Genomic DNA, 23,202 nt, shown 5'->3' with positions numbered 1-23,202 from the left:
TACTAAAGACTCTAGTCGTTGCTAAAAACTCTTCAAAAATCTAAACTATTCTTTTCTTTGCGGGTGTAGCTCAGTGGTAGAGCGTCACGTTGCCAACGTGAAGGTCGTGAGTTCAAGCCTCATCACCCGCTTTTCCTTTCAAGTCTAATAAAAAGGGTTGTCTTGTGCCACGTAGTCTCTCCAATGAGCAGTTCTCCGTCGATTTAGAAGAATCTCCTGGTTGTATTGTCTCAGCTTTAGTAAAAGTCTCCCCAGAAGTACTTAACAAACTCAACAAGCAAGCTCTTAAAAAGATTAAAAAAGAAATTACACTTCCAGGATTCCGCAAAGGAAAAGCCCCTGATGATGTAATTGCATCCCGATATCCTACTAACGTAAGAAAAGAGTTAGGAGAACTAGTAACTCAAGACGCTTATCATGCCTTATCTACAGTCGGAGATCGTCGTCCTCTTTCGCCTAAAGCTGTCCGTTCGAACTCAATCACTCAATTCGATCTTCAAGAAGGAGCCAAAGTAGAGTTCTCTTATGAAGCTTTCCCTGCAATTTCTGATCTTCCTTGGGAAAACCTTTCTTTACCTCAGGAAGAAGCTGCTAGTGAGATTTCAGATAGTGATATCGAGAAGGGACTCACAAACATTGGTATGTTCTTTGCAACAAAAACTCCTGTAGAACGTCCTTCCCAAGAAGGCGATTTCATTTCTATTTCCTTGCACGTCTCTAAAAGTAATGATGAGAATGCTTCCTCTGCAGCGATTTTTGAAAACAAATATTTTAAGCTTTCTGAAGAAGAAATGACCGATGCCTTTAAAGAAAAATTCTTAGGAATTTCTACTGGACATCGTGTTGTTGAGACAATTACCTCCCCTGAAATTCAATCCTTCTTAAGAGGAGATACTTTAACATTTACAGTAAACGCTGTAATCGAAGTCTCGATCCCCGAGATAGATGACGAAAAAGCTCGTCAACTACAAGCAGAATCTCTAGACGATTTAAAAGCGAAATTACGCATACAACTAGAGAAGCAAGCTAAAGATAAACAATTGCAAAAACGCTTTTCTGAAGCTGAAGATGCTCTTGCCATGCTCGTAGATTTTGAACTTCCTACCTCCCTGCTTGAAGAACGTATTTCCTTAATCACAAGAGAAAAACTTCTTAATGCACGTCTTATCCAATATTGTTCTGATGAAGAACTTGAAAAAAGAAAATCAGAACTTATCAAGGAAGCAGAAGAAGATGCTACAAAAGCATTAAAGTTACTGTTTTTGACTCATAAAATTTTCTCTGATGAAAAACTCACCATTAGCCGCGAAGAACTGCAATACATGATGGATGTATGTTCAAGAGAGCGCTTCGGACAACAACCTCCTAAAGATATTTCCAATGACACCTTACAAGAACTTGTAATGTCAGCCCGCGATCGGCTGACCTATAGCAAAGCTATCGAACATGTTCTTCGCAAAGCAGAACTGTTGGCTTCAACTCCTTCTGCATAAATTTTAGTTAGAGGAAAATACTTGACCCAAGAAAGTCTTAAACATAGAATTCGAGATTTTAATGTCTAAGCTTGTTGCTGACGTAGACAGCCTAAAAAGTCTTAGCTACGTTCCTAGGGTCATTTCGTGATCGGGAACGTATGGACACAACTGAAAATTATTTGATGAGGAAACGCAAATGACACTGGTACCCTATGTTGTCGAGGATACGGGCCGTGGTGAAAGGGCCATGGATATTTACTCCCGTCTTCTGAAAGATCGTATTGTAATGATCGGTCAGGAAATCACGGAGCCCCTCGCAAACACAGTAATTGCCCAGCTCCTTTTCCTCATGTCCGAAGATCCTAAAAAGGATATTCAAATTTTCATCAATTCCCCAGGCGGCTACATCACCGCTGGACTGGCAATCTATGATACCATTCGCTTTTTAGGTTGTGATGTAAATACCTACTGCATCGGTCAAGCTGCATCCATGGGAGCCCTCTTATTATCCGCAGGAACTAAAGGAAAGCGTCACGCTCTTCCCCATAGCCGTATGATGATCCACCAACCTTCTGGAGGCATTATCGGAACATCCGCAGACATCCAACTCCAAGCAGCTGAAATTCTAACACTAAAAAAACACCTTGCCAATATCCTCTCTGAATGCACAGGACAACCTGTAGAAAAAATTATAGAAGATTCTGAACGAGATTTCTTCATGGGAGCCGAGGAAGCCATCTCCTACGGACTTATTGATAAGGTGGTAACTTCTGCGAAAGAAACTAATAAGGATACAAGTAGCACTTAGAGAGAACATATGAATAAAAAAAATCTAACTATTTGTTCATTTTGCGGTCGGTCTGAAAAAGATGTAGAGAAACTGATTGCTGGGCCTTCGGTATACATTTGTGACTACTGCATCAAATTATGCTCTGGAATTTTAGATAAGAAACCCTCCTCTACAATATCCTCAGCTCCAGTTTCTGAAACACCTTCACAGCCTTCTGATCTCAGGGTGCTTACCCCTAAGGAAATCAAAAAGCATATTGATGAATATGTCATTGGTCAGGAAAGAGCTAAAAAGACAATCGCTGTTGCTGTTTATAATCACTATAAACGTATACGTGCTCTACTACATAACAAACAGGTAAGCTACGGGAAATCTAACGTGCTTCTCCTAGGCCCTACAGGATCTGGAAAAACATTAATTGCAAAAACATTGGCAAAAATTTTAGATGTTCCCTTCACCATAGCCGACGCAACGACCCTAACGGAAGCAGGTTATGTCGGTGAAGATGTAGAGAACATTGTCTTACGTTTATTACAAGCTGCTGATTACGATGTCGCCCGTGCAGAACGAGGCATTATCTATATCGATGAAATCGATAAAATTGGAAGGACAACAGCAAACGTCTCCATTACTAGAGATGTTTCTGGCGAAGGGGTTCAACAAGCATTGTTAAAAATCGTTGAAGGAACCACAGCAAACGTTCCTCCTAAAGGAGGACGTAAGCATCCTAACCAAGAGTATATCCGAGTCAATACGGAAAATATCTTATTTATCGTAGGCGGAGCCTTCGTCAACCTAGATAAGATTATCGCAAAGCGATTGGGGAAAACTACCATAGGGTTTTCTGATGATCAAGCAGACCTCTCTCAAAAAACCAGAGACCATCTACTTGCTAAAGTTGAAACCGAAGACCTGATTGCCTTCGGAATGATCCCTGAATTTGTCGGAAGATTCAACTGCATTGTAAACTGTGAAGAGCTTTCTTTGGATGAGCTTGTAGCCATCCTTACAGAACCTACAAATGCGATTGTGAAACAATATATGGAGCTATTCGCAGAAGAAAACGTCAAGTTAGTCTTCAAAAAAGAAGCCCTATATGCTATAGCAAAAAAAGCCAAGCAAGCAAAAACTGGAGCTCGTGCTCTAGGGATGATCCTAGAAAATCTCCTTAGAGACCTTATGTTTGAAATTCCTTCAGATCCTACAGTAGAAGCTATTCATATCCAAGAAGACACTATCGCAGAAAATAAAGCGCCAATAATTATCAGAAGGACCCCAGAAGCTATCGCTTAGCTCTTTTTAGTTCCTATTTTAGGGGTGTCATGACAACAATTGCCATAGAAGCTGCAAAAAAAGTTCTTATCAAACTACGTAATGCAGGATATCAGGCATATTTTGTCGGTGGTTGTGTTCGAGATATGTTAATGAATCGCCCTCTCGAGGATATTGACATAGCTACCAATGCATCCCCAACGATTGTATCTACGATCTTCCCAGACGTCATCAGTATTGGTGTTGCCTTTGGTATCATCGTAGTAAAACAGGACGGACGCCTATTTGAAGTTGCAACTTTCCGCTCTGACGGTGAATACAAAGATGGAAGGCATCCCGATCGTATCATCTTTTCTTCTATGCGAGAAGATGCCCTCCGAAGAGACTTCACAGTAAACGGGATGTACTACGATCCTTTTGAAGACAAAGTTTTCGACTTTGTCGAAGGAACTCGTGATATTGAAAAGAAAGTCATTCGAGCTATAGGCCATCCACGTTTAAGATTCTCAGAAGATAAACTGCGTATCCTACGTGCCATACGTTTTTCTTCCTCCCTCGGCTTCACCCTAGACCCAACTACAGAACGCGCCATTATTAAAGAAGCCCCGGCATTAGTAAATTCCGTATCCCCGGAGAGAATCTGGCAAGAGCTAAAAAAAATGCTTAAAAGACAGCCTTATGGAGCCCTCTCTCTTCTGCTCAAGCTTAAAGTCTTAATTTTTATTTTCCCTGAACTACGTGATATTCCCTACAGTCTCTTAAGAACAACCATAGAATTTGCCCGTAAGTTTAATCCAACACATTTCCCTGAAATTCTTTTTTTACTGCCTCTATTCCAAGGGGTCAGTGAGGAAGCCGCAACAGTAGCGTTTGGAAGATTACGAATTTCTAATAAAGAATTGAAATTAATAGAATCTTGGTACGAGGCACTCCCTCATTTCCAAAACCAATCCGGCAATCGTGTATTTTGGGCGCATTTCCTAGCGTCTCCGACAGCACCTCTATTTTTGGAGCTCTTCTCGGCTCTACAAAAAGATCCGAGCAGACAGCAGCACTTTATCTCTCGAGTGCAAGAACTCGAATCACGCTTAGAGCAATTCATATTAAGAATAAAAACATCCTCCCCCGTTGTTTCGGCTCCTGATCTGATAGCTAAGGGCATCTCTCCCGGAAGACTTCTTGGCGATCTACTCAGAGAAGCTGAGATTCTCTCTATAGAAAATGAATGTCTCGACAAAGAAAAAATTTTATTGCTTTTACAAGAAAAAGGCTTTTGGAAGTAGATTAATTTAAATAGAATCCTACTTTTACAACCCTTAGAAATTTATCTCTTTAGCTTTAATTTTTTAACTCCTATTATTTTCTCATTAATTACTGAAAAAATAGAATAGAGACGATTATGCTAAAAATAGCCATCTTAGGAAGACCCAATGTAGGAAAGTCATCACTTTTCAATCGTCTATGTAAACGCTCTTTAGCAATTGTAAATTCTCAAGAGGGGACAACTCGAGATCGCCTCTACGGCGAGCTCCATGCGTTTGGTGTTCCTGCTCAGGTCATCGATACTGGAGGTGTTGATCACAATTCTGAAGATTACTTCCAAAAGCATATCTATAACCAAGCCCTCACCGGCGCTAAGGAAGCTGATGTCCTATTGCTAGTCATTGATATCCGCTGTGGTATTACCGAAGAAGATGCTCACCTAGCCAAACTCCTCCTTCCCTTAAAGAAACCTCTCATCCTTGTCGCCAATAAAGCAGACAGTCGCCAAGAGGAATTACAAATTCATGAGACCTATAAATTAGGAATTCGAGATATTGTAGTGACCTCAACAGCTCACGATAAGCACATTGATACCCTTCTTCAAAGAATTAAGTTGGTAGCCAACCTACCAGAACCTCGCGAAGAAGAAGAAGAAGGCCTTGAGGAGCTTTCTGTAGATGAACACGAAGAATCTGAGGCGGCTCTCCCTTCAAATACATTCCCTGATTTTTCAGAAGTATTCACGGAAGGCTTCTCCCCTGAAGAACCCTGCACTATCCCAGAGTCTCCTCAGCAAGCTCCCAAGACATTAAAAATAGCGCTCATCGGACGTCCTAACGTAGGGAAATCTTCTATTATTAACGGTCTTCTCAATGAAGAGCGTTGTATTATTGATAATACTCCTGGGACAACACGTGATAATATCGATATTCTGTATTCCCATAAGGACCGCCAGTATCTTTTCATTGATACTGCGGGTCTTAGAAAAATGAAAAGCGTTAAGAATTCCATAGAATGGATTTCTTCATCTCGAACTGAAAAAGCTATTTCTCGTGCTGATATCTGTCTTCTTGTGATTGATGCTACACAAAAACTCTCTTCTTATGAGAAGCGCATCCTCTCTTTAATTTCTAAACGAAAAAAGCCTCACATCATATTAATTAACAAATGGGATTTACTTGAAGAAGTCCGCATGGAGCATTACTGCAAAGATCTACGCGCTACTGATCCTTATTTAGGACAAGCTAAAATGCTTTGTATCTCTGCTACTACGAAACGCAATCTTAAAAAGATCTTCTCTGCAATTGATGAACTACATCACGTAGTATCGAATAAAGTTCCAACACCGATAGTAAATAAAACTCTTGCTTCTGCTCTACATAGAAACCATCCTCAGGTGATTCAAGGACGCAGGTTGAGGATCTATTATGCAATCCAAAAGACAACGACACCTCTGCAGTTTTTATTATTTATAAATGCAAAGTCTCTATTAACAAAACATTATGAATATTATTTAAAAAACACATTAAAATCGTCGTTTAATTTATATGGAATACCTTTCGATTTAGAATTTAAAGAAAAACCAAAAAGACATAATTAATTTGTTAAAAAATAATAAAAAATATTATTACCATGAAATAAAAATAAATTAATTATTTCTTGGAGATTTAAAGTCATGAACTATGACCAATACGATACGCCCGACACCGACCACGATCAGATTTTCGAAGACTTACTTGACAACTCTGAAGAAGCAGCTTCACTAGACAAATATCAAGAAACTGGGGTGTATGTTGAAGAAAATACAGACCAGGGAGACCTACTTATTGTTCTTGGTGAATCTGTATTTAAAAATACTATACACCAAGAACAATAAGTAGGTCTCCCTGGTCTAACATTGCACTGAAGACAATTTCAGAACCTGAATACGACTGCAACCAACTCCTAAAAACACAGTCTCTCCTTACTACAAACGTTGATACTTTGCTCAACGCCCCTAAGGATTTTCCTAACTCCAAGAACCAAAAGCACATTCTTTTCTGTATAGCAAACAATACACTGAGCCACTATGCCCAGTTCCTCATAGCCGGCAATCGCAGAAAATTCTGGATTCGCTACTATAATGACCAAGTTTGGTCAGAATGGACCCCATTTATTTAAAAATAAAAACTATGTAGCCTGTGAAACAAATACCTAGAAGGACTCCTCCTTCTAGGTTATTTCTTAATCTTGATCTTCAGAATCTGTAACTACAGTCAACTCTAACGGACCGTAATTCACATTATTATGAAAAGACGTAGCTACAGTAGGAATCACGTTGTTGACACGAGGATTAGGCTCTACGGTCAGTTCAAGACGGAAAAGATGCCGCGCAATCGTAATACGAATATCACGAATCAAGCTCTCAAACAGTAAGAAAGACTCGTGTTTAAATTCTAACAAAGGATCTTTTTGCCCTACAGTACGTAGGCCAACTTCACTCCGTAGTAAGTCCATATCTACAAGATGAATCCGCCACTGCTCATCAATATGCATGACCATGACAGACCGAACGACATCTCTACAAATAGCAGATGCATCCAATTCTTCCCCTCCAGCTTTGGAGAGCCCTTCTACCATATGATCAAAGCGTACTTGAAACTCTTGAATCAATTCAGCAGCGATCTTTTCAGCAATAGAATCTGTATCTTTAAGCTGTCTGAGTTCTTCTATATTTAAGGCTATTGGGAAAGATGAGGTTATCCATTCTTCAAGATTTGGCAATGTCCACCCTTTGAACTGACGATCACTCATCACTAAGGATGCTACCATCAGAGACACATGGCATAGAATTTCTTTTGCAAGATCGAAAACAGATTCCGCATGTAAGACATCATGGCGGAAAGCGTATATCGCTTGTCTCTGCTTATTCATGACATCATCATACTCTAAGGTATGCTTACGGATAGTATAGTTTCTCCCTTCGACACGTTTCTGTGCTGTTTCTATGAGTCTATTAAACATAGGGTCCGACATCGCCTCTCCTTCTGGAGGACGAAAATGACGGATAAGGGTATTCAATTTAGGGGAGGCGAATAGTCGCATCAGCCGATCTTCAAAAGATAAAAAGAATTTCGCAGCGCCAGGGTCTCCTAAACGAGCACAACGCCCACGCAACTGTCTATCAATTCGACGGGATTGATGCCGTGTAGTACCGATCACATGGAGACCGCCTACGATCACAGCTTCATTATCTAGTTTGATGTCTGTGCCTCGACCAGCCATATTTGTAGCTACAGTCACAGCACCTAATTTCCCTGCTCCTGCTATAATTTCTGCTTCTTGAGCATGATTCTTAGCATTCAATACAGTATGCTCTATCCGATTCTGTCTCAAAATCCGAGACAGCTTCTCAGAGACCTCTACAGATTCTGTACCAACAAGAATAGGGTTCCCCTTGCCATGAATAGTCGCAATCTCATTAACAATAGCGTGGTACTTCTCACGCTCTGTCATATAAAATTCATCATTATGATCTATGCGTAAGCAAGGCTTGAACGTGGGTACTTGGAGGACATAAAGATTATAAATTTCTTTAAACTCTCGAGACTCCGTAATTGCTGTTCCGGTCATCCCTGCAAGCTTTTCATATAGACGGAAGAAATTTTGCAACGTGACTGTAGCAAGCGTCTGAGATTCCTTACGGATAGTGACGTGTTCTTTAGCTTCGATAGCTTGATGGAGGCCTTCAGAAAAACGTCGTCCAGGTTGAGGACGTCCTGTATGTTCATCGATAATCACAATCTGATCGTCGCGGACAATATAATCTACATCACGCTCCATGAGAAGTTGGGCTCGTAATAACTGTCGTAATCCGTGAGCACGAGCCTTTCTTAAGGTGTCTTCTTCAGAAATTGCAATTTTTTTATTGATCTTATCTGCAGGTGATAGGGTCTCATCATTTTCTATAAGAGCATACTCATGCCCCATATCCATCATCACGAACTCTTCGGTAGAGCCTCCAGCATACTCAACCCACTGCTGCATTCCTTTATCTGTAAGCTCAAAATCATTATTGTGCTCATCAACAATAATGTAGAGCTCTGAAAGACGCTCTAGGCTCTCTTCTTTATTCTGCTCAGCATGATAATAAACATCCCATTTATCGATCATAGCACGAAGATCTGGGTGCTCACGTACACGACGTAACACACGATTCAAAGGCATTCCTTTGCTTACCAACCAAAGGCTGCGGCAAAATTCAGAGATGCCTTCAAGAACTTTTTTATCTTTAGGAAGAATATCAACATCTAAAAAGCTATCTAAGCCGCGACGTGCTTCTAATGCGATACGGCTGCAGAGCTCTTTTTGCAAATACACTAGACTTGCGACTTTTTCTTTAAGCTCAAAATAGACTGGATTATGTTTTTCTCCAGGACCTGAGATAATTAAGGGTGTTCTAGCTTCATCTATTAAGATCGAGTCGACTTCATCAATGATAGCAAAGTAATATCCTCTACCTACCTGCTCTTCAAGGCGAGTAGCTATAGAATTATCTCTCAAATAATCAAAACCAAACTCAGATGCTGTACCATAGACAACATCACATTGATAAATTTTCTTACGCTTTTCTAAAAGAGTTCCTGAAACCAAAACTCCCGTTGTAAGTCCTAACCAGCGCAGTACCGATCCTACCCATTCACAATCTCGTTGTGCAAGATAGTCGTTAACAGTAACCAAATGCACTGGCTTGCCTGTTAAAGCATTTAAATACAGAGGCATCACTGCAGTGAGTGTTTTCCCCTCCCCGGTCTGCATCTCTGTAATAAATCCCTTGTGCATAGCAATGGCCCCTAGAATCTGCACATCATAAGGAACCATATCCCATCTTTGATGGTATCCGGAGACTTCGACTGGGGTGCCTGCTAAACGTCGACAAACGTTTTTCACGACACCATAAGCTTCAGGAAGCATGCTATCAAGAGACTCTCCGTTCTGATATCTCTGCTTTAATTCCGCAGTCTTATTCCGCAATTCATCATCAGATAAAGGCGTGAGCATTTCATCATAAATGTTCACTTTATCTACAAGTTTTTGAAATTTTTTTAGAATACGCTCTTGAGAGGAACCAAAGAAGCGTTTAAGAAAACCTAACATATGTCGTTTAATTCACTGTAATTACTAGAATACCATCTTTTACGAGAACGTTTCTCAATACCATACTCGATCTTACTTAATAAAACGAATAAAAGTTCCCAAGAAGCTGATTTCTGCTTTTTGTTATCTTCGAGCCACGAGGGCTTTGTAGTCCATAGAATAAAAAATTTAAAAAAATCAGATTTAAGCGGCAAGCAGAGCATCCACTTCCACAATATGATGATCGTTGAGAGGTAGTTTTTTACGTAAAATTCGCAAAATCTGCGAACGTCGTTGTTTCTCCTGCAAAGAGGTATCTCGAGAAGAAAGAAACGATTGAATTTCATAAGCAGCATCAAAATTTCCACAACGTGCTTCGCATGCACTTAATAACTCTAAAGTTTCACAACTATGGTCGAGTTCTACGGCCTTTTTCGCATACATCAAGCCTTCTTCTGAACCAAGTAGTGTTGCATACCCAACTCCACAAAGCCAAGCCAAAGCCTTGCACGCTGTTAAACATTCAGGGAAATTTTGAATCAGATTACAATACACACGCTCTGCGTCTCCATACTTGCGTAATCGACACAAGCTAAAGCCATAGCCTAGCCCGCATTTGTAATCTTTAGCAAATGTGGAACAGCGCAAAGCCAATTCCCAGCAGGGCTCTGCTAATACATAATCTCGTTGATCCATAGCTGCCATAGCTGCATATTTCATCAGCAAGGCATCCCCACGAGACCAAAGATCACTGCTCTGATAAATAAGTAGAGCTTTCCCTGGTCTGCCTAGCTTTTGTTCACAAAGCCCGATATTAAATAAAGCTTCTTCTTTGTAGACAGGATTTGATAAGAGTTTGCGGAATAATTTGCCTGCTTTTGCATAGCTTGAGGTAATGCGATACGCTTGTGCTAAATTATAGGTGACCTCAACAGGGCAGACTCCCAAAGCATTCGCACGATTATAAAAATCTATAGCATCTTTATAACGCTTGGAAGTGAAATAAATGTGCCCCATAGTCACAAAAGTTTCTTGGTGAGATAGGGGAGAAATCCATGGTTCAATCAAACTGCAGGCAGCATCTAAATCGCCTAACCGCACCAGAGCTGAAGCATATTTTGCAGCGTCTTCTTCTTCAAACAAATCTTGAGGAACGGAAGCAAACGCCTGTGCACATTCTTTAAAAGCCCCAAACCTGTAGGCTTTATAGGCAATTTCTAAGAAAAAATAGGGACCGCGCAATCCCAATTTCTTCGCTTCGGCAAGCAGTTTCTCGGATTCCTCGAAACGCTGCATCTTGCGTAGAATGCGCATATATTCAAATAAACACTGCCGTCGATACGACCGTTTTTTTAAAATAGGTAGGAGTTGCTGTTCTGCAAGCGCCCATTCTTTGAGCTCCATACTTAGGCGTACTTCTCGTATAACTTGCACAGCATAGCGACGAAAATAAACAAAGCGGTAATAACCTTTAGCGACCAGCGCTATTGCTAAACTTGCAGCTAGAGCCCACAAGATGACTAACCACATAATTCGCCATTTTTGACTTTTATCTCTCTTTGCAATACCAAAAAAAGTCTTTAAAGTCTTTAAATTTCTTCTCTCTGAGATCTACCTAATGACTGCCCCATCAAGCAGCGTGTTTCAAAACCCATACGTGAGTTCTTCAAAAGATCGTTATCGAACCGTATAGCGTTAGGCAAAAAGAGCAAGATAACTGTAGAGCCGCCAAAAGCAAAAAAGCCCTTCTCGTCACCTTTAGCATAGGTTTGGTTCGGAGAAAATGTTTGTACAATGGAGCCTACATTCATAGCTCCAACTTCTAAATAGAGGACGTTGCCGAACTGCTCTGTTTCGAGTACAGTAACCGTCCGTTTATTTTCACAAAATAAAATGAAATTATCTTTAACAGCTAAAGGATGGACAGAGAACAGCGCTCCATTCACACAACGTGTCTTTTGAGGAAGGCAATCACAGGGAAAATGGAATCGATGGTAATCAAAGGGGGCAAGGCGGGCAAAAACAATGCTGCCATGAGCGTATAATTTTGTTAACTCATGGTCTCCTAAAAGCTTGGGTAATGAAAACGCTTTTGATTTAACAATAAACTTATCGAATTCCGAAACATTAGGATACACAAGGTAACGTCCATCCACAGGAGTGATGAATACCTCTTTCCCACCAACAATAGGGCGTGCTTCGGGTTTCAATTTCCGGGTAAAAAAATCATTAAATGAGGTGAAGTCTGCAACAGGCTTTGTCAATTCTTTTTCAGAAATCTTATATCGATTCATGAAAGGGCGAATTTGCCGACGTGTCCACGAACACCTTTGAAGCCAGCCATAAATTCGAGAAAAGATGGGGTGTGTTGATAGAAATACTGAGAGCTTCTTCCCTAGCTTAGAGTTGTATAGGAAGAGCATTGTTTTTTCATAAAATATAGGTTCTATTACTTTTTTTTTAGTGATTCGATCAATATATTGGGGCTTCTGCACAAGACCTCTAGAAACGATAAAAAGAAATTATAAAAAGATTAATGAAAATATTCCAATTGAATTAGTCTTAATATTTATCCAAACTCCTTTCACCTCTTTAATCTAAAACTTGGTATTCTATCCGAAAGTTCCTTTAACTTTTCTATTTTTATGCTAAAGCACGATACCATTGCTGCCATTGCCACTCCTCCAGGGGAAGGAAGTATTGCTGTTGTACGACTCTCTGGCCCACAAGCGATTGTCATTGCCGATCGTATTTTTTCTGGATCTGTGGCTAGCTTTGCCTCCCATACGATACATCTTGGACAAGTCATTTTTGAAGAGACATTAATTGACCAAGCTCTTCTTCTTCTAATGCGCTCTCCTCGCTCCTTCACTGGAGAAGATGTAGTCGAATTTCAGTGTCATGGAGGATTTTTCGCTTGCTCCCAAATTTTAGACGCTTTGATTGCTTTAGGCGCCCGTCCTGCACTCCCTGGAGAGTTTTCTCAACGAGCGTTTCTAAATGGAAAAATTGACCTGGTTCAAGCAGAGGCAATCCAAAATCTCATTGTTGCGGAAAATATAGACGCCTTTCGGATTGCTCAAACGCATTTTCAAGGAAATTTTTCTAAGAAAATTCAAGAAATACATACTCTGATTATCGAAGCATTGGCGTTTTTGGAAGTCCTAGCCGACTTCCCTGAAGAAGAACAACCAGACCTCCTCGTCCCTCAAGAAAAAATTCAAAATGCTCTGCATATCGTGGAAGATTTTATTTCCAGTTTTGATGAGGGGCAGAGGCTTGCTCAGGGAACAAGTTTGATCCTTGCAGGGAAACCTAACGTAGGGAAATCCTCCCTACTCAATGCGCTTCTTCAGAAAAATCGGGCGATTGTAACACATATTCCTGGAACCACTCGTGATATCTTAGAGGAGCAGTGGCTCTTGCAAGGCAAACGCATCCGACTGCTAGACACAGCAGGACAAAGAACAACAGACAATGACATTGAAAAAGAGGGCATTGAACGAGCTCTTTCTGCTATGGAAGAAGCGGATGGGATCCTCTGGGTAATAGATGCGACGCAACCTCTAGAAGATCTTCCTAAAATTCTTTTTACAAAACCTTCATTCCTCCTATGGAATAAAGCTGACCTCACCCCTCCTCCATTCCTTGACACTTCGCTCCCTCAATTTGCGATCTCAGCAAAAACTGGTGAGGGACTTACTCAAGTGAAACAAGCTTTAATCCAATGGATGCAAAAACAAGAGGCTGGAAAAACCTCTAAAGTGTTTTTAGTTTCTTCTCGCCATCACATGATCTTACAAGAGGTGGCTCGCTGTCTGAAAGAAGCGCAGCAAAACCTCTATCTGCAACCTCCAGAAATCATTGCTTTGGAGTTAAGAGAGGCACTTCACTCGATTGGGATGCTTTCTGGCAAAGAAGTTACTGAAAGTATTTTAGGGGAAATTTTTAGTAAATTTTGCATTGGAAAATAGCTCACCATGAAGCAATTTATTCTCAGAACACTCAACGCGCTATTTCCCAATCCAAAACCATCTTTAGAAGGGTGGTCCTCTCCCTTTCAACTACTTATTGCTATTCTCTTATCTGGGAATTCTACGGACAAAGCAGTAAATTCCGTGACACCACAACTCTTTGCAAAAGCCCCAGACGCCCAATCTATTTTAGATTTGCCTCCAGGGAAGCTATACCAGCTCATTGCCCCTTGTGGCCTTGGAGAGAGAAAGTCCGCCTATATTTATCAATTATCTCAAATTTTAGTGCGTGATTTTCATGGAGAACCCCCTAATGACATGGCTCTTCTCACACAACTTCCGGGAGTTGGCAGAAAAACCGCTTCTGTTTTTCTTGGGATAGCCTATGGAAAACCTACATTCCCTGTAGACACTCATATTTTGCGTTTAGCGCAGCGATGGAAAATTTCTGAAAAAAAAAGCCCCTCCGCTGCTGAAAAGGATCTGGCTCGCTTTTTTGGCCATGAGAACACACCGAAATTGCACTTGCAACTCATCTATTATGCACGACAGTATTGTCCTGCTTTACATCATAAAATTGACAATTGCCCTATATGTTCATATCTTGCAAAAGAAGCAAATAGTACCCGTACTTAGAAAATCGCTTTGTTATAAAAAAAACTGTATAAATTTAGAGTTGTTAGCTTTTTAAGAATTCGTAACTCTACCTTTTGTCCCACAGTACAATAAAAACTAACTACTGAAAATCGTTTGATTTCTAAGATCATGATTCTTTAAACTCATTCACTCAGCACTTTACTATCTCTACTTTATTTAAAAGATGAAAAAAAACGCATCTCATAAAACAAATGATAAAAAAAGTTTGTCCATTTGGTCTATTGGAGGATCTATTTTTGCTATGTTCTTCGGAGCTGGCAATATTGTCTTTCCCTTAGCTCTGGGATACCACTACAATGCGCATCCCTGGTCTGCCTATTTCGGCATGATGCTTACTGCTGTATGCGTTCCTCTTTTAGGTCTAGTCAGTATGCTATTCTATTCTGGAGACTACCAGAAGTTCTTTTTCTCGATAGGAAGAATTCCAGGGATGATTTTTATTACGGCTATTATACTTTTGATAGGCCCCTTCGGTGGAATCCCTCGAGCCATTGCAGTATCTCATGCCACATTGATTTCACTATCCGAGCATAAGAGTGCTTTCATTCCCTCTTTGCCTATTTTTAGTGCGATTTGCTGTGTGCTTATCTATATCTTCTCATGCAAGCTCAGCCGTTTAATTCAATGGCTAGGATCTGTATTTTTCCCGATTATGTTGGTTACCTTACTTTGGGTCATCATCCGCAGTTTTATGATTCCTACCCACCCCATGGTTCAAGAATTTATTCCGAACGCACGTCAAGCTTGGTTGGCAGGATTCATTGAAGGGTTCAATACTATGGATTTACTTGCAGCGTTTTTCTTCTGCTCCATAGTTTTGATCTCTCTACGTCAGCTCGTAGCTGAAGAGAAACATCCTACAGAGGAAGAAATCCCTCTTAGTTTTCAAGGTATTAGCAAAAAAAATAAGCGTTCCTTAGCTTTAGGTTTCTTTCTTGCTGCGATCTTACTAGGAATGACCTATCTTGGATTTGTTTTATCTGCTGCACGTCATGCGGGCTTACTTGTGAATGTAAGTAAAGGTCATATTCTGGGAAGGATCTCTGCGATTGCATTAGGGCCAAATAGCATTCTCGCAGGAGTCAGCGTTTTCATTGCCTGTCTAACTACGGAAATTGCTTTAGTAGGTATTGTTGCAGATTTTCTAGCTCGTGTAGTTTCCTTTAAGAAACTGAACTATGCTTCAGCAGTAATTTGTACTCTTATCCCCACCTATTTAATTTCTATTTTGAATTTTGAAACTATAAGTCACCTACTCTTGCCTTTGCTACAACTTAGCTATCCAGCTTTGATTGTACTGGCTTGTGGAAACATTGCCTACAAGTTATGGAATTTCCGATACTCCCCAGTCTTGTTTTATTTAACCCTCTCTCTTACAATTGTTTTAAAGTTAGTGAATTAAAATAACATACGGGTTGCTAGCATAATATTATGGTTTTAGAAGCATTAGCCATCTTTCGACAGGATGCGATGCAACATCTCCTTAAACATCGCAAGGAGATCGTTGTAGACTTTTGTGAGGATAGTTACACCATACGCATTCCTGATGAAGAAGCTCCAGAGGGCTATTGGTTAAGCACTTTAAAACTTCAAGATATTGATAGGCTAACTTTTGCTTCTTGCAGTTGTCCTGACGGTGAGTGTTGTCTCCACCTTATGACTGCATATTTTGCTGTCTATGACGCTTTAGGATTGCACCCTTTACACGATAAATTCCGTCATTCCTTTTGGTATGCCGTCTTCTCTCACTTTTTCCTCGACTCGATTCCATTACAAGCTCAAGGAGAGATGGTTTATACACTAGAATCCCCACATATCACGTTAACAATAGAGTGTCTGTCCGAGGAAGTATTCCAAGATTGGCTCCGCACCATTCATGCTTCTGAAGAACCTACAGTATTTACAAATAAGACTTTCTTGAAGTCCGCTCTCTATCGCACTGCTAAAAAATTCTTTTTCTTAAATGAAGAAGGGGCTGAGCTTACGATAGGAGAAAATTCTCAAGGCTTTCCTTCTCATTTTTCTCTTCAATGGCAAGGCCTGGTCTTTAAAGCGGAAATCTTGGATTTTCCTACATTAGAAGACATATTTCCTAAGTTGGAACTCGCGCATACATCTTTAGAGAATGTATCTCACGACATCAGTATTACAAATGTTACGGTCTGCGCAGAAGAAGCTAAGGTAAATTTCACATTAAGTCCTGTTATCCATAAAAAAGACAGAGAGAATCATCCTAAGACTAGAATAGGTTCTGTAGAATACGTTGCAAAAACGCATGAAATGATCACAGGCCCTAAAGCCATAGCCCTTCCCATCTATGCGATTCCTTTGCTCGCTGATAAATTCAAAGATCAGCTGCTTTCTTTGCTCTGCTATGATTCTCTAGAATATCGACTACGCTATGATATCCGTCTACTACGTGACGCTTCCTTCTCATTTTCTGCTTACCTCGTCACTCCTGGGGATTTAGACAATGGCAGTCTCATTTACCCAAACTATTGCTATAGTCCTACGAAAGGTCTGATGCAAGTCGTGGGGATGCTATCTCCAAAACAAGCGTTTATAGTTAAATCCGAACAGGTTGAAGACTTTCTCAATGAGAGGGGGCATCTAATTCAAGAGCCCGGTTTCCAAACATTTATAAACGAACGTCCCGAAGGTCATCTTACTTATAATGTCACAGAACAAGGTGTTTTATTATTCCACTATGATGTCGGAGATCCCTCTTCTACAGAAATACGTTTCGGGACATGGACCTACTATACAAATCAAGGTTTCTTTCTAGAGAAGAAAAACGATTTGCCGATTCAAGATGGGCTCATTGTAGAACCTCAAGACATCCCTGCTTTCATTGTAAAGAACGATGCGGCACTACGACGTCTCCCCAATTTCTTTTCCTCTCCCCCTAATTTAAAAGACCTTCTTATTGAAGTTCACAGGCAATCTCGTGGAAAAGGACTTGACCTCAAGCCTATTCTTGTTGGTTTAGGGGAAAGCCGTTGTTGGCTATTTGGTGTATTTCTATATCGCGAAGATATAGGATTCTCTTTGATTCCCACTCCCCTACAAGGGTTATGCTTTCTACCTAGAGTCATTCCTCCTGAAAATGTCCCACAGTTTCTTACACAGTATGCGCAGCATGAGCGTATTTTATTTCCAAATCCGCAGACACGCCCTCCAGAAAGTTATGAATTGGTGATCCAGTCGATTCATAGGCCTCATCCTGCCTCTCCTCTCCATTTGCAATTGGAGCTGAAGACAAACCTCGGATCTGTCCCCATAGGAATCGCTTTACAAGGATTGAAAAGTAAACATACTTTTCTATTTACACAGGCTGGCTTTTTAGATTTGAAACAAAACCTGTTTCAATTTTTAAAACAGTTCCTATCTACGCAGAAATGTGTGATCGCTGAGAACACTGTCATAGCGAATATTACTGACGTCTTTAAATTAGATGCTCTAGCTCCACTATCAGTAACTGATGATACTATAGCCAATCCCGAAGACTTGCAATTTTTCTCACAGTTAAAAGCAGCGTGTTTACCTCCGATTCCACAAAATCTCTTTTCTTCAGACCACCAGCTCCGCCCGTATCAAAACAGCGGGTTACTTTGGATGTGGTTCTTATACAATCACAGACTCTCAGGGCTTCTCTGTGATGAAATGGGATTAGGAAAGACTCACCAAGCTACAGCCTTACTAGATATTGTATTTCAGTCTTCACAGCCCTCAGCGCGCCCGAAATTCTTAATTGTATGTCCAACAAGTGTGTTACCACACTGGGAGCATATTTTAAGTAATCATCTTCCTGGCGTGAGTATTTTTTCTTTCCATGGGCCAAACAAACCGAGTGAGCTACCTCCTGCTGATATCTTGTTAACTTCTTATGGAACGCTACGACAAAACTACGATAAGTTTTACAAAATAGCATTCACAATTGTCGTTTTCGATGAGATCCACATGGCTAAAAACAAGAGTAGCCAAATTCACAAAATCCTCTGTCGGATAGACGCTCAGATGAAGCTGGGACTTACGGGAACTCCCATAGAGAACAATCTCTTAGAGTTTAAAGGGCTTTTAGACATTATCTTACCCAATTATCTTCCCTCTGACGCTCTATTCAAAAAGTTGTTTACCAAACGATGTTCTTCTGAAGAATTGGAAGAGATTATCCCCTCCCAGGATCTTTTATTAAAGTTGACTCGTCCTTTTATCTTGCGACGGACAAAAAAACTGGTACTTCCCGAGCTTCCTGATAAGGTCGAATCTATCATTGCTTGTTCGTTGTCTCCGGATCAGGAGAAGTTATATATGGCGACCTTGCAAAGAGAGAAAAGTCATATTCAAAAGCTTGAAACTCCCGAAGAACCTGCTACGAATTTCTTACACATTTTTGCTCTCTTAAATCATCTCAAGCAGATTTGTGATCACCCTGCAGTATTTTTCAAAGACCCGGATCAATATAAAAATTACGAATCTGGAAAGTGGAATGCTTTCGTTAAGCTACTTAAGGAATCTTTAAACGCTGGATACAAAGTTGTTGTATTCTCGCAATATATCCACATGATTCGGATCATTACTCTCTATCTTGAGGAAATTGGGATCAAGTATGCTTCGATTCAAGGAAAATCTCTGAATCGGAAGGAAGAAATTGAAACATTTACTACAGATCCTAATTGTCAGGTGTTTGTTGGGTCGTTACTTGCGGCAGGAACAGGAATTAACCTGACTGCAGGCAATGTGGTGATTATGTATGACCGTTGGTGGAATCCTGCCAAGGAAAACCAAGCTCTAGACCGTGTGCATCGGATTGGTCAGAAAAATACAGTCTTTATCTATAAGCTGATTACTGAAGATACACTTGAAGAGCGCATCCATTATTTAATTGAGAAGAAAATTCGCTTATTGGATAAGGTCATTGCCTCTCAAGATTCTAATATCCTACACATGTTGAATCGGGAAGATCTCCTCACTATACTATCCTACAAAGACGAACATGGAACTTCAGACAGTGAAGAGTCCCCTGTAGATGCACCCGTAGAAGATGATACAGGTGTGCTTCCCCCTGAGGATTCCTAACGAAGAAATTGTATTTAGTGCTAATTAAAGAGGAAGTTTACGGTATCCACGATAGGCGACTGCAGCACCTATAATACCGTAAAAATAGGCCCGATTTTTAGGCCAAGTCAAAACCAATCCACTGTCTGTAGAGAAAAGAAGAATCAGAAAGGCAAACGCTAGCAAGCCTATGCCTAAAAATAAGGCTGCAAGAGGCCAACTTTGTAACCATGTCCACTCAGGGATCACTTGTTTATTCGTTTCTTGAGTAGGGTTTTGATCTCCAAGCACGGCTTCCCAATCTTCTGAAGAGACGGCAAATAGGTCTTCGGCTTCTTCTTTAGAAGCTCCTTCTGGGAACGAGATGTGGCAAGAAGAAAACCCTCCTGAGGCTACTGGAGGATCTTGAAGAAAGGCGCTGCAATAGGGACATTGAGGCACGTGCATAGATACACTGCCTTCACACTTCCAACACGTCCTTTGCATTTCTGTCTCTTTAGCAAATGGCATAGGTATCTTTCACTTTTTTCATGATCATGAGGAGAAATACATTCTTCCTCGTCAATTGCTATCCAACTATGCCCTCTGTAGGGTTAAGTTATGGCATTTCCCCCATAAACTCATCCATTTAAACATGCTTGTTTATAACGAATACGTTCTTGTCAATTATGAAATCACGACCTCTTAGGTCGCTAAAATGCCATTAATGCAAGTATACTTCTGGGTATTAAAAAAGAAAACAATATTTACCGAGGGAACGTTTGCTTTTTCTGGGATATATAGGCGAGGTTCAATACAGAATCAGCGAAGAAAAAAGCAATGCTGAAAATTAATCTTTAGGTCTAAAATAAGCACAGGGTCCTCTTCTTAATGAGATGCATGCATTTATGAAGGGGGGTTCTTTTTGAAATCTTGATTACAGTGAGTGAGAATATGACCCAAGAATTTGATTGTGTTGTTATTGGTGCGGGACCTAGTGGCTATGTTGCCGCAATCACTGCTGCGCAATCAAAATTACGGACCGCTCTTATTGAAGAAGACCAGGCTGGGGGGACCTGCTTAAACCGCGGATGCATCCCTTCAAAAGCCCTCATTGCTGGAGCCAATGTTGTATCTCACATTACGCATGCGGAGCAGTTCGGCATCCATGTTGATGGTTATACAATCGATTACCCTGCGATGGCAAAAAGAAAAAATACAGTCGTCCAGGGGATCCGTCAAGGATTAGAAGGATTGATCCGCAGCAACAAGATTACTGTCTTAAAAGGAACCGGATCTCTAGTATCTTCTACAGAAGTTAAAGTTATTGGCCAAGACACGACTATAATCAAAGCCAATCATATTATCCTAGCTACAGGATCCGAGCCTCGTCCTTTCCCAGGGGTTCCCTTCTCCTCTAGAATTTTGAGTTCCACAGGGATCTTAGAACTTGAAGTCCTCCCTAAAAAGCTCGCTATTATTGGTGGCGGCGTTATTGGCTGTGAATTTGCGTCTCTATTTCACACTTTAGGCGTTGAGATTACCGTTATAGAAGCTTTGGATCATATTCTTGCGGTTAACAATAAAGAAGTTTCTCAAACCGTAACGAATAAATTTACGAAACAAGGAATTCGAATTCTTACCAAAGCCTCGATCTCTGCAATCGAAGAATCCCAAAACCAAGTTCGCATTACTGTGAACGATCAAGTGGAAGAGTTTGATTATGTCTTGGTGGCTATTGGTCGCCAATTTAATACAGCAAGTATAGGGCTAGATAATGCTGGAGTGATCCGGGACGATCGTGGCGTGATTCCTGTTGACGAAACCATGCGCACTAATGTTCCAAATATCTATGCGATTGGAGACATCACTGGAAAGTGGCTACTTGCTCATGTGGCTTCGCACCAAGGCGTTATTGCCGCGAAAAATATTTCGGGACATCACGAAGTTATGGATTATTCTGCCATACCTTCTGTGATCTTTACCCACCCAGAAATTGCTATGGTAGGTCTATCTCTACAAGAAGCAGAACAACAAAATCTTCCTGCAAAGCTCACCAAATTTCCTTTTAAAGCGATTGGAAAAGCTGTTGCTTTGGGAGCATCTGATGGTTTTGCTGCTATTGTGAGTCATGAAATTACCCAGCAAATACTCGGAGCTTATGTCATAGGACCTCACGCCTCATCATTAATTGGAGAGATGACCTTAGCGATCCGCAATGAGCTGACCCTACCTTGCATATATGAAACCGTGCATGCTCATCCCACACTCTCTGAAGTTTGGGCTGAAGGTGCTTTACTTGCTACAAATCACCCTTTACACTTCCCTCCTAAGTCATGAAATGTAGACCAACTTTAAATACAGACCAACCTAGAGTGCGGAAAAAGCTTCCCGAGCGTTTCCCCAAGTGGTTACAGAGGCCCTTACCACAAGGTTCTGCATTTCATGCTACGGACGCTACAATAAAACGCTCAGGAATGCCAACGGTATGCGAAGAAGCTCTCTGCCCCAATCGAGCAGAATGTTGGTCTCGTAAAACTGCCACCTACCTTGCTCTCGGCGATGTCTGTACAAGAAGTTGCGGTTTTTGCAATATTGGGCATTCTAAAACCCCACCCGCGCTAGATCCTACAGAACCCGAGCGCATTGCTTTGTCAGCGAAAGAACTGGGGTTGAAGCATGTGGTAATCACCATGGTGGCTCGCGATGACCTTGAGGATGGTGGTGCACAAGGTTTAGTCGATATCATTCAAAAGTTACGTGAAGAACTCCCTCAAGCGACTACAGAAGTTTTAGCTTCTGATTTCCAAGGGAATGTTTCTGCTCTCCACACCCTGTTAGATTCTGGCATTACTATTTATAATCATAATGTCGAAACTGTAGCGAGGCTCTCGCCTCTAGTACGGCACAAAGCAACCTATGCCCGATCTATGTTCATGTTAGAACAAGCTGCCAACTACCTCCCCGATCTTAAAATCAAATCCGGGATCATGGTAGGATTAGGTGAGATGGAAGGAGAAGTCAAACAAACTCTCCAAGATCTGGCTTCCATAGGAGTTCGTATTGTCACTATAGGTCAATACTTACGTCCTTCTCGTAAGCATCTCCAAGTCAAAAGTTATGTGACTCCCGAGACTTTTGATTACTATCGTCGAGTCGGAGAAGCTATGGGTCTTTTTGTTTACGCAGGACCTTTTGTACGCTCGAGTTTTAATGCCGATATGATCCTAGCTTCTGTACAAGACAAAGCGTCAGCTTAACAAGCATAGTACGATCCATCTCATCGAATCTTGATATTGAAAGATCATGGATTCACATCTTAAAAACTACATTCTAACGCTTTTTCAAACTGTCATCCTTGCGATCTTCTCATCCAGACAAGACACTAACCGATGATACCAAGATGAAGAAACTTGTTAGGAAAATTCTTAAAACTGCGCTCCGTAGTCTTAGCCCCTCCAACAAACAATTCCGTACGCTATAAATAATTACAATTTTAGATACGCTTACAAATAACTATCCAAAGCCGGCCCACTCAAAAGAAGAGTTGATAAATACGCCTGATAGCCTCCATTTAGACAAGACACCGAAAGAAATCTACTCTTTAAAAATAGAAATA

General features: G+C 40.8%; 17 protein-coding genes and 1 tRNA gene. 13 read left to right on the top strand and 5 right to left on the bottom strand.

The window, feature by feature from the left end; all coding sequences use genetic code 11:
* Positions 1-59: 59 nt before the first annotated feature.
* The 7 genes from CPB_RS04375 (at position 60) to CPB_RS05830 (ending at position 6,676) form a co-directional block, all read left to right on the top strand.
* Positions 60-131 (top strand) — tRNA-Gly (locus tag CPB_RS04375).
* Between the two features lie 33 nt (positions 132-164).
* On the top strand, positions 165-1,493 hold the full coding sequence (tig, locus tag CPB_RS04370; protein WP_010883483.1) for a trigger factor: 1,329 nt from the start codon (positions 165-167) through the stop codon (positions 1,491-1,493).
* Positions 1,494-1,671: 178 nt separating this feature from the next.
* Positions 1,672-2,283, top strand: a complete 612-nt coding sequence (locus CPB_RS04365) for an ATP-dependent Clp protease proteolytic subunit (protein WP_010883482.1) — start codon at positions 1,672-1,674, stop codon at positions 2,281-2,283.
* 9 nt (positions 2,284-2,292) lie between these two features.
* Positions 2,293-3,558 (top strand): ATP-dependent Clp protease ATP-binding subunit ClpX, encoded by a 1,266-nt coding sequence (clpX, locus tag CPB_RS04360; protein WP_010883481.1) that lies wholly within the window; start codon positions 2,293-2,295, stop codon positions 3,556-3,558.
* A 29-nt stretch (positions 3,559-3,587) separates the two neighbouring features.
* The gene (locus CPB_RS04355; protein ID WP_010883480.1) at positions 3,588-4,820 is read left to right on the top strand and encodes a CCA tRNA nucleotidyltransferase; all 1,233 of its coding nucleotides are present in this window, start codon (positions 3,588-3,590) and stop codon (positions 4,818-4,820) included.
* Positions 4,821-4,936: 116 nt separating this feature from the next.
* Positions 4,937-6,400: a ribosome biogenesis GTPase Der gene (der, locus tag CPB_RS04350; protein ID WP_010883479.1), complete on the top strand. Its 1,464-nt coding sequence runs from the start codon at positions 4,937-4,939 to the stop codon at positions 6,398-6,400.
* 75 nt (positions 6,401-6,475) lie between these two features.
* Complete coding sequence (locus tag CPB_RS05830; protein WP_010892249.1) at positions 6,476-6,676, top strand: hypothetical protein; 201 nt, start codon at positions 6,476-6,478, stop codon at positions 6,674-6,676.
* A 68-nt stretch (positions 6,677-6,744) separates the two neighbouring features.
* Here CPB_RS05830 and CPB_RS05825 read toward each other — a convergent pair whose 3' ends face one another.
* The 4 genes from CPB_RS05825 to CPB_RS04325 form a co-directional block, all read right to left on the bottom strand.
* The gene (locus tag CPB_RS05825; RefSeq protein ID WP_010892250.1) at positions 6,745-6,930 is read right to left on the bottom strand and encodes a hypothetical protein; all 186 of its coding nucleotides are present in this window, start codon (positions 6,928-6,930) and stop codon (positions 6,745-6,747) included.
* Between the two features lie 93 nt (positions 6,931-7,023).
* Positions 7,024-9,936 carry a preprotein translocase subunit SecA gene (secA, locus tag CPB_RS04340; RefSeq protein WP_010883478.1) on the bottom strand — a complete coding sequence of 971 codons (2,913 nt, stop codon included), beginning with the start codon at positions 9,934-9,936 and terminating at the stop codon, positions 7,024-7,026.
* 183 nt (positions 9,937-10,119) lie between these two features.
* Positions 10,120-11,445, bottom strand: a complete 1,326-nt coding sequence (locus CPB_RS04330; protein ID WP_010883477.1) for a tetratricopeptide repeat protein — start codon at positions 11,443-11,445, stop codon at positions 10,120-10,122.
* 59 nt (positions 11,446-11,504) lie between these two features.
* A complete protein-coding gene (locus CPB_RS04325; RefSeq protein ID WP_010883476.1) occupies positions 11,505-12,410 on the bottom strand; it encodes a phosphatidylserine decarboxylase in 906 nt (301 codons plus the stop codon).
* A gap of 150 nt (positions 12,411-12,560) precedes the next feature.
* Here CPB_RS04325 and mnmE point away from each other — a divergent pair, with 150 nt between their 5' ends.
* The 4 genes from mnmE (at position 12,561) to CPB_RS04305 (ending at position 19,625) form a co-directional block, all read left to right on the top strand.
* The gene (gene mnmE, locus CPB_RS04320) at positions 12,561-13,889 is read left to right on the top strand and encodes a tRNA uridine-5-carboxymethylaminomethyl(34) synthesis GTPase MnmE (RefSeq protein WP_010883475.1); all 1,329 of its coding nucleotides are present in this window, start codon (positions 12,561-12,563) and stop codon (positions 13,887-13,889) included.
* A 6-nt stretch (positions 13,890-13,895) separates the two neighbouring features.
* Positions 13,896-14,525, top strand: coding sequence for an endonuclease III domain-containing protein (locus CPB_RS04315; RefSeq protein ID WP_010883474.1), 630 nt, complete (start codon positions 13,896-13,898; stop codon positions 14,523-14,525).
* A gap of 184 nt (positions 14,526-14,709) precedes the next feature.
* Positions 14,710-15,948: a branched-chain amino acid transport system II carrier protein gene (gene brnQ, locus CPB_RS04310; RefSeq protein ID WP_010892251.1), complete on the top strand. Its 1,239-nt coding sequence runs from the start codon at positions 14,710-14,712 to the stop codon at positions 15,946-15,948.
* A 29-nt stretch (positions 15,949-15,977) separates the two neighbouring features.
* A complete protein-coding gene (locus CPB_RS04305) occupies positions 15,978-19,625 on the top strand; it encodes a DEAD/DEAH box helicase (protein ID WP_010883472.1) in 3,648 nt (1,215 codons plus the stop codon).
* A gap of 24 nt (positions 19,626-19,649) precedes the next feature.
* Here the strand turns inward: CPB_RS04305 and CPB_RS04300 are convergent, their stop codons facing one another.
* A complete protein-coding gene (locus tag CPB_RS04300) occupies positions 19,650-20,114 on the bottom strand; it encodes a hypothetical protein (RefSeq protein ID WP_010883471.1) in 465 nt (154 codons plus the stop codon).
* A gap of 423 nt (positions 20,115-20,537) precedes the next feature.
* On the opposite strand from CPB_RS04300, the gene lpdA reads away from it, so the two are divergent.
* Both lpdA and lipA read left to right on the top strand, forming a co-directional pair.
* A complete protein-coding gene (lpdA, locus tag CPB_RS04295) occupies positions 20,538-21,923 on the top strand; it encodes a dihydrolipoyl dehydrogenase (RefSeq protein WP_011126236.1) in 1,386 nt (461 codons plus the stop codon).
* Positions 21,920-22,843, top strand: coding sequence for a lipoyl synthase (gene lipA / locus CPB_RS04290; RefSeq protein WP_010883469.1), 924 nt, complete (start codon positions 21,920-21,922; stop codon positions 22,841-22,843). The genes lpdA and lipA overlap by 4 nt, the downstream gene beginning before the upstream one ends.
* Positions 22,844-23,202 lie beyond the last annotated feature (359 nt).

The sequence above is a fragment of the Chlamydia pneumoniae TW-183 genome, from assembly GCF_000007205.1.
In the GTDB taxonomy this organism is placed as follows: Bacteria; Chlamydiota; Chlamydiia; order Chlamydiales; family Chlamydiaceae; genus Chlamydia; species Chlamydia pneumoniae.
The sequence above is the reverse complement of the archived record's forward strand: the minus strand, read 5'-3'. Positions and strand labels throughout refer to the sequence as shown.

Excerpts from the sequence above, each read along its gene's own strand:
- secA (WP_010883478.1), bottom strand. The coding sequence starts at position 9,936 with ATGTTAGGTTTTCTTAAACGCTTCTTTGGTTCCTCTCAAGAGCGTATT.
- lpdA (WP_011126236.1), top strand. The coding sequence starts at position 20,538 with ATGACCCAAGAATTTGATTGTGTTGTTATTGGTGCGGGACCTAGTGGC.
- der (WP_010883479.1), top strand. The coding sequence starts at position 4,937 with ATGCTAAAAATAGCCATCTTAGGAAGACCCAATGTAGGAAAGTCATCA.
- CPB_RS04355 (WP_010883480.1), top strand. The coding sequence starts at position 3,588 with ATGACAACAATTGCCATAGAAGCTGCAAAAAAAGTTCTTATCAAACTA.
- CPB_RS05830 (WP_010892249.1), top strand. The coding sequence starts at position 6,476 with ATGAACTATGACCAATACGATACGCCCGACACCGACCACGATCAGATT.
- CPB_RS04300 (WP_010883471.1), bottom strand. The coding sequence starts at position 20,114 with ATGCCATTTGCTAAAGAGACAGAAATGCAAAGGACGTGTTGGAAGTGT.
- lipA (WP_010883469.1), top strand. The coding sequence starts at position 21,920 with ATGAAATGTAGACCAACTTTAAATACAGACCAACCTAGAGTGCGGAAA.
- CPB_RS04305 (WP_010883472.1), top strand. The coding sequence starts at position 15,978 with ATGGTTTTAGAAGCATTAGCCATCTTTCGACAGGATGCGATGCAACAT.
- CPB_RS04315 (WP_010883474.1), top strand. The coding sequence starts at position 13,896 with ATGAAGCAATTTATTCTCAGAACACTCAACGCGCTATTTCCCAATCCA.
- clpX (WP_010883481.1), top strand. The coding sequence starts at position 2,293 with ATGAATAAAAAAAATCTAACTATTTGTTCATTTTGCGGTCGGTCTGAA.
- CPB_RS04330 (WP_010883477.1), bottom strand. The coding sequence starts at position 11,445 with ATGTGGTTAGTCATCTTGTGGGCTCTAGCTGCAAGTTTAGCAATAGCG.
- brnQ (WP_010892251.1), top strand. The coding sequence starts at position 14,710 with ATGAAAAAAAACGCATCTCATAAAACAAATGATAAAAAAAGTTTGTCC.
- mnmE (WP_010883475.1), top strand. The coding sequence starts at position 12,561 with ATGCTAAAGCACGATACCATTGCTGCCATTGCCACTCCTCCAGGGGAA.
- CPB_RS04365 (WP_010883482.1), top strand. The coding sequence starts at position 1,672 with ATGACACTGGTACCCTATGTTGTCGAGGATACGGGCCGTGGTGAAAGG.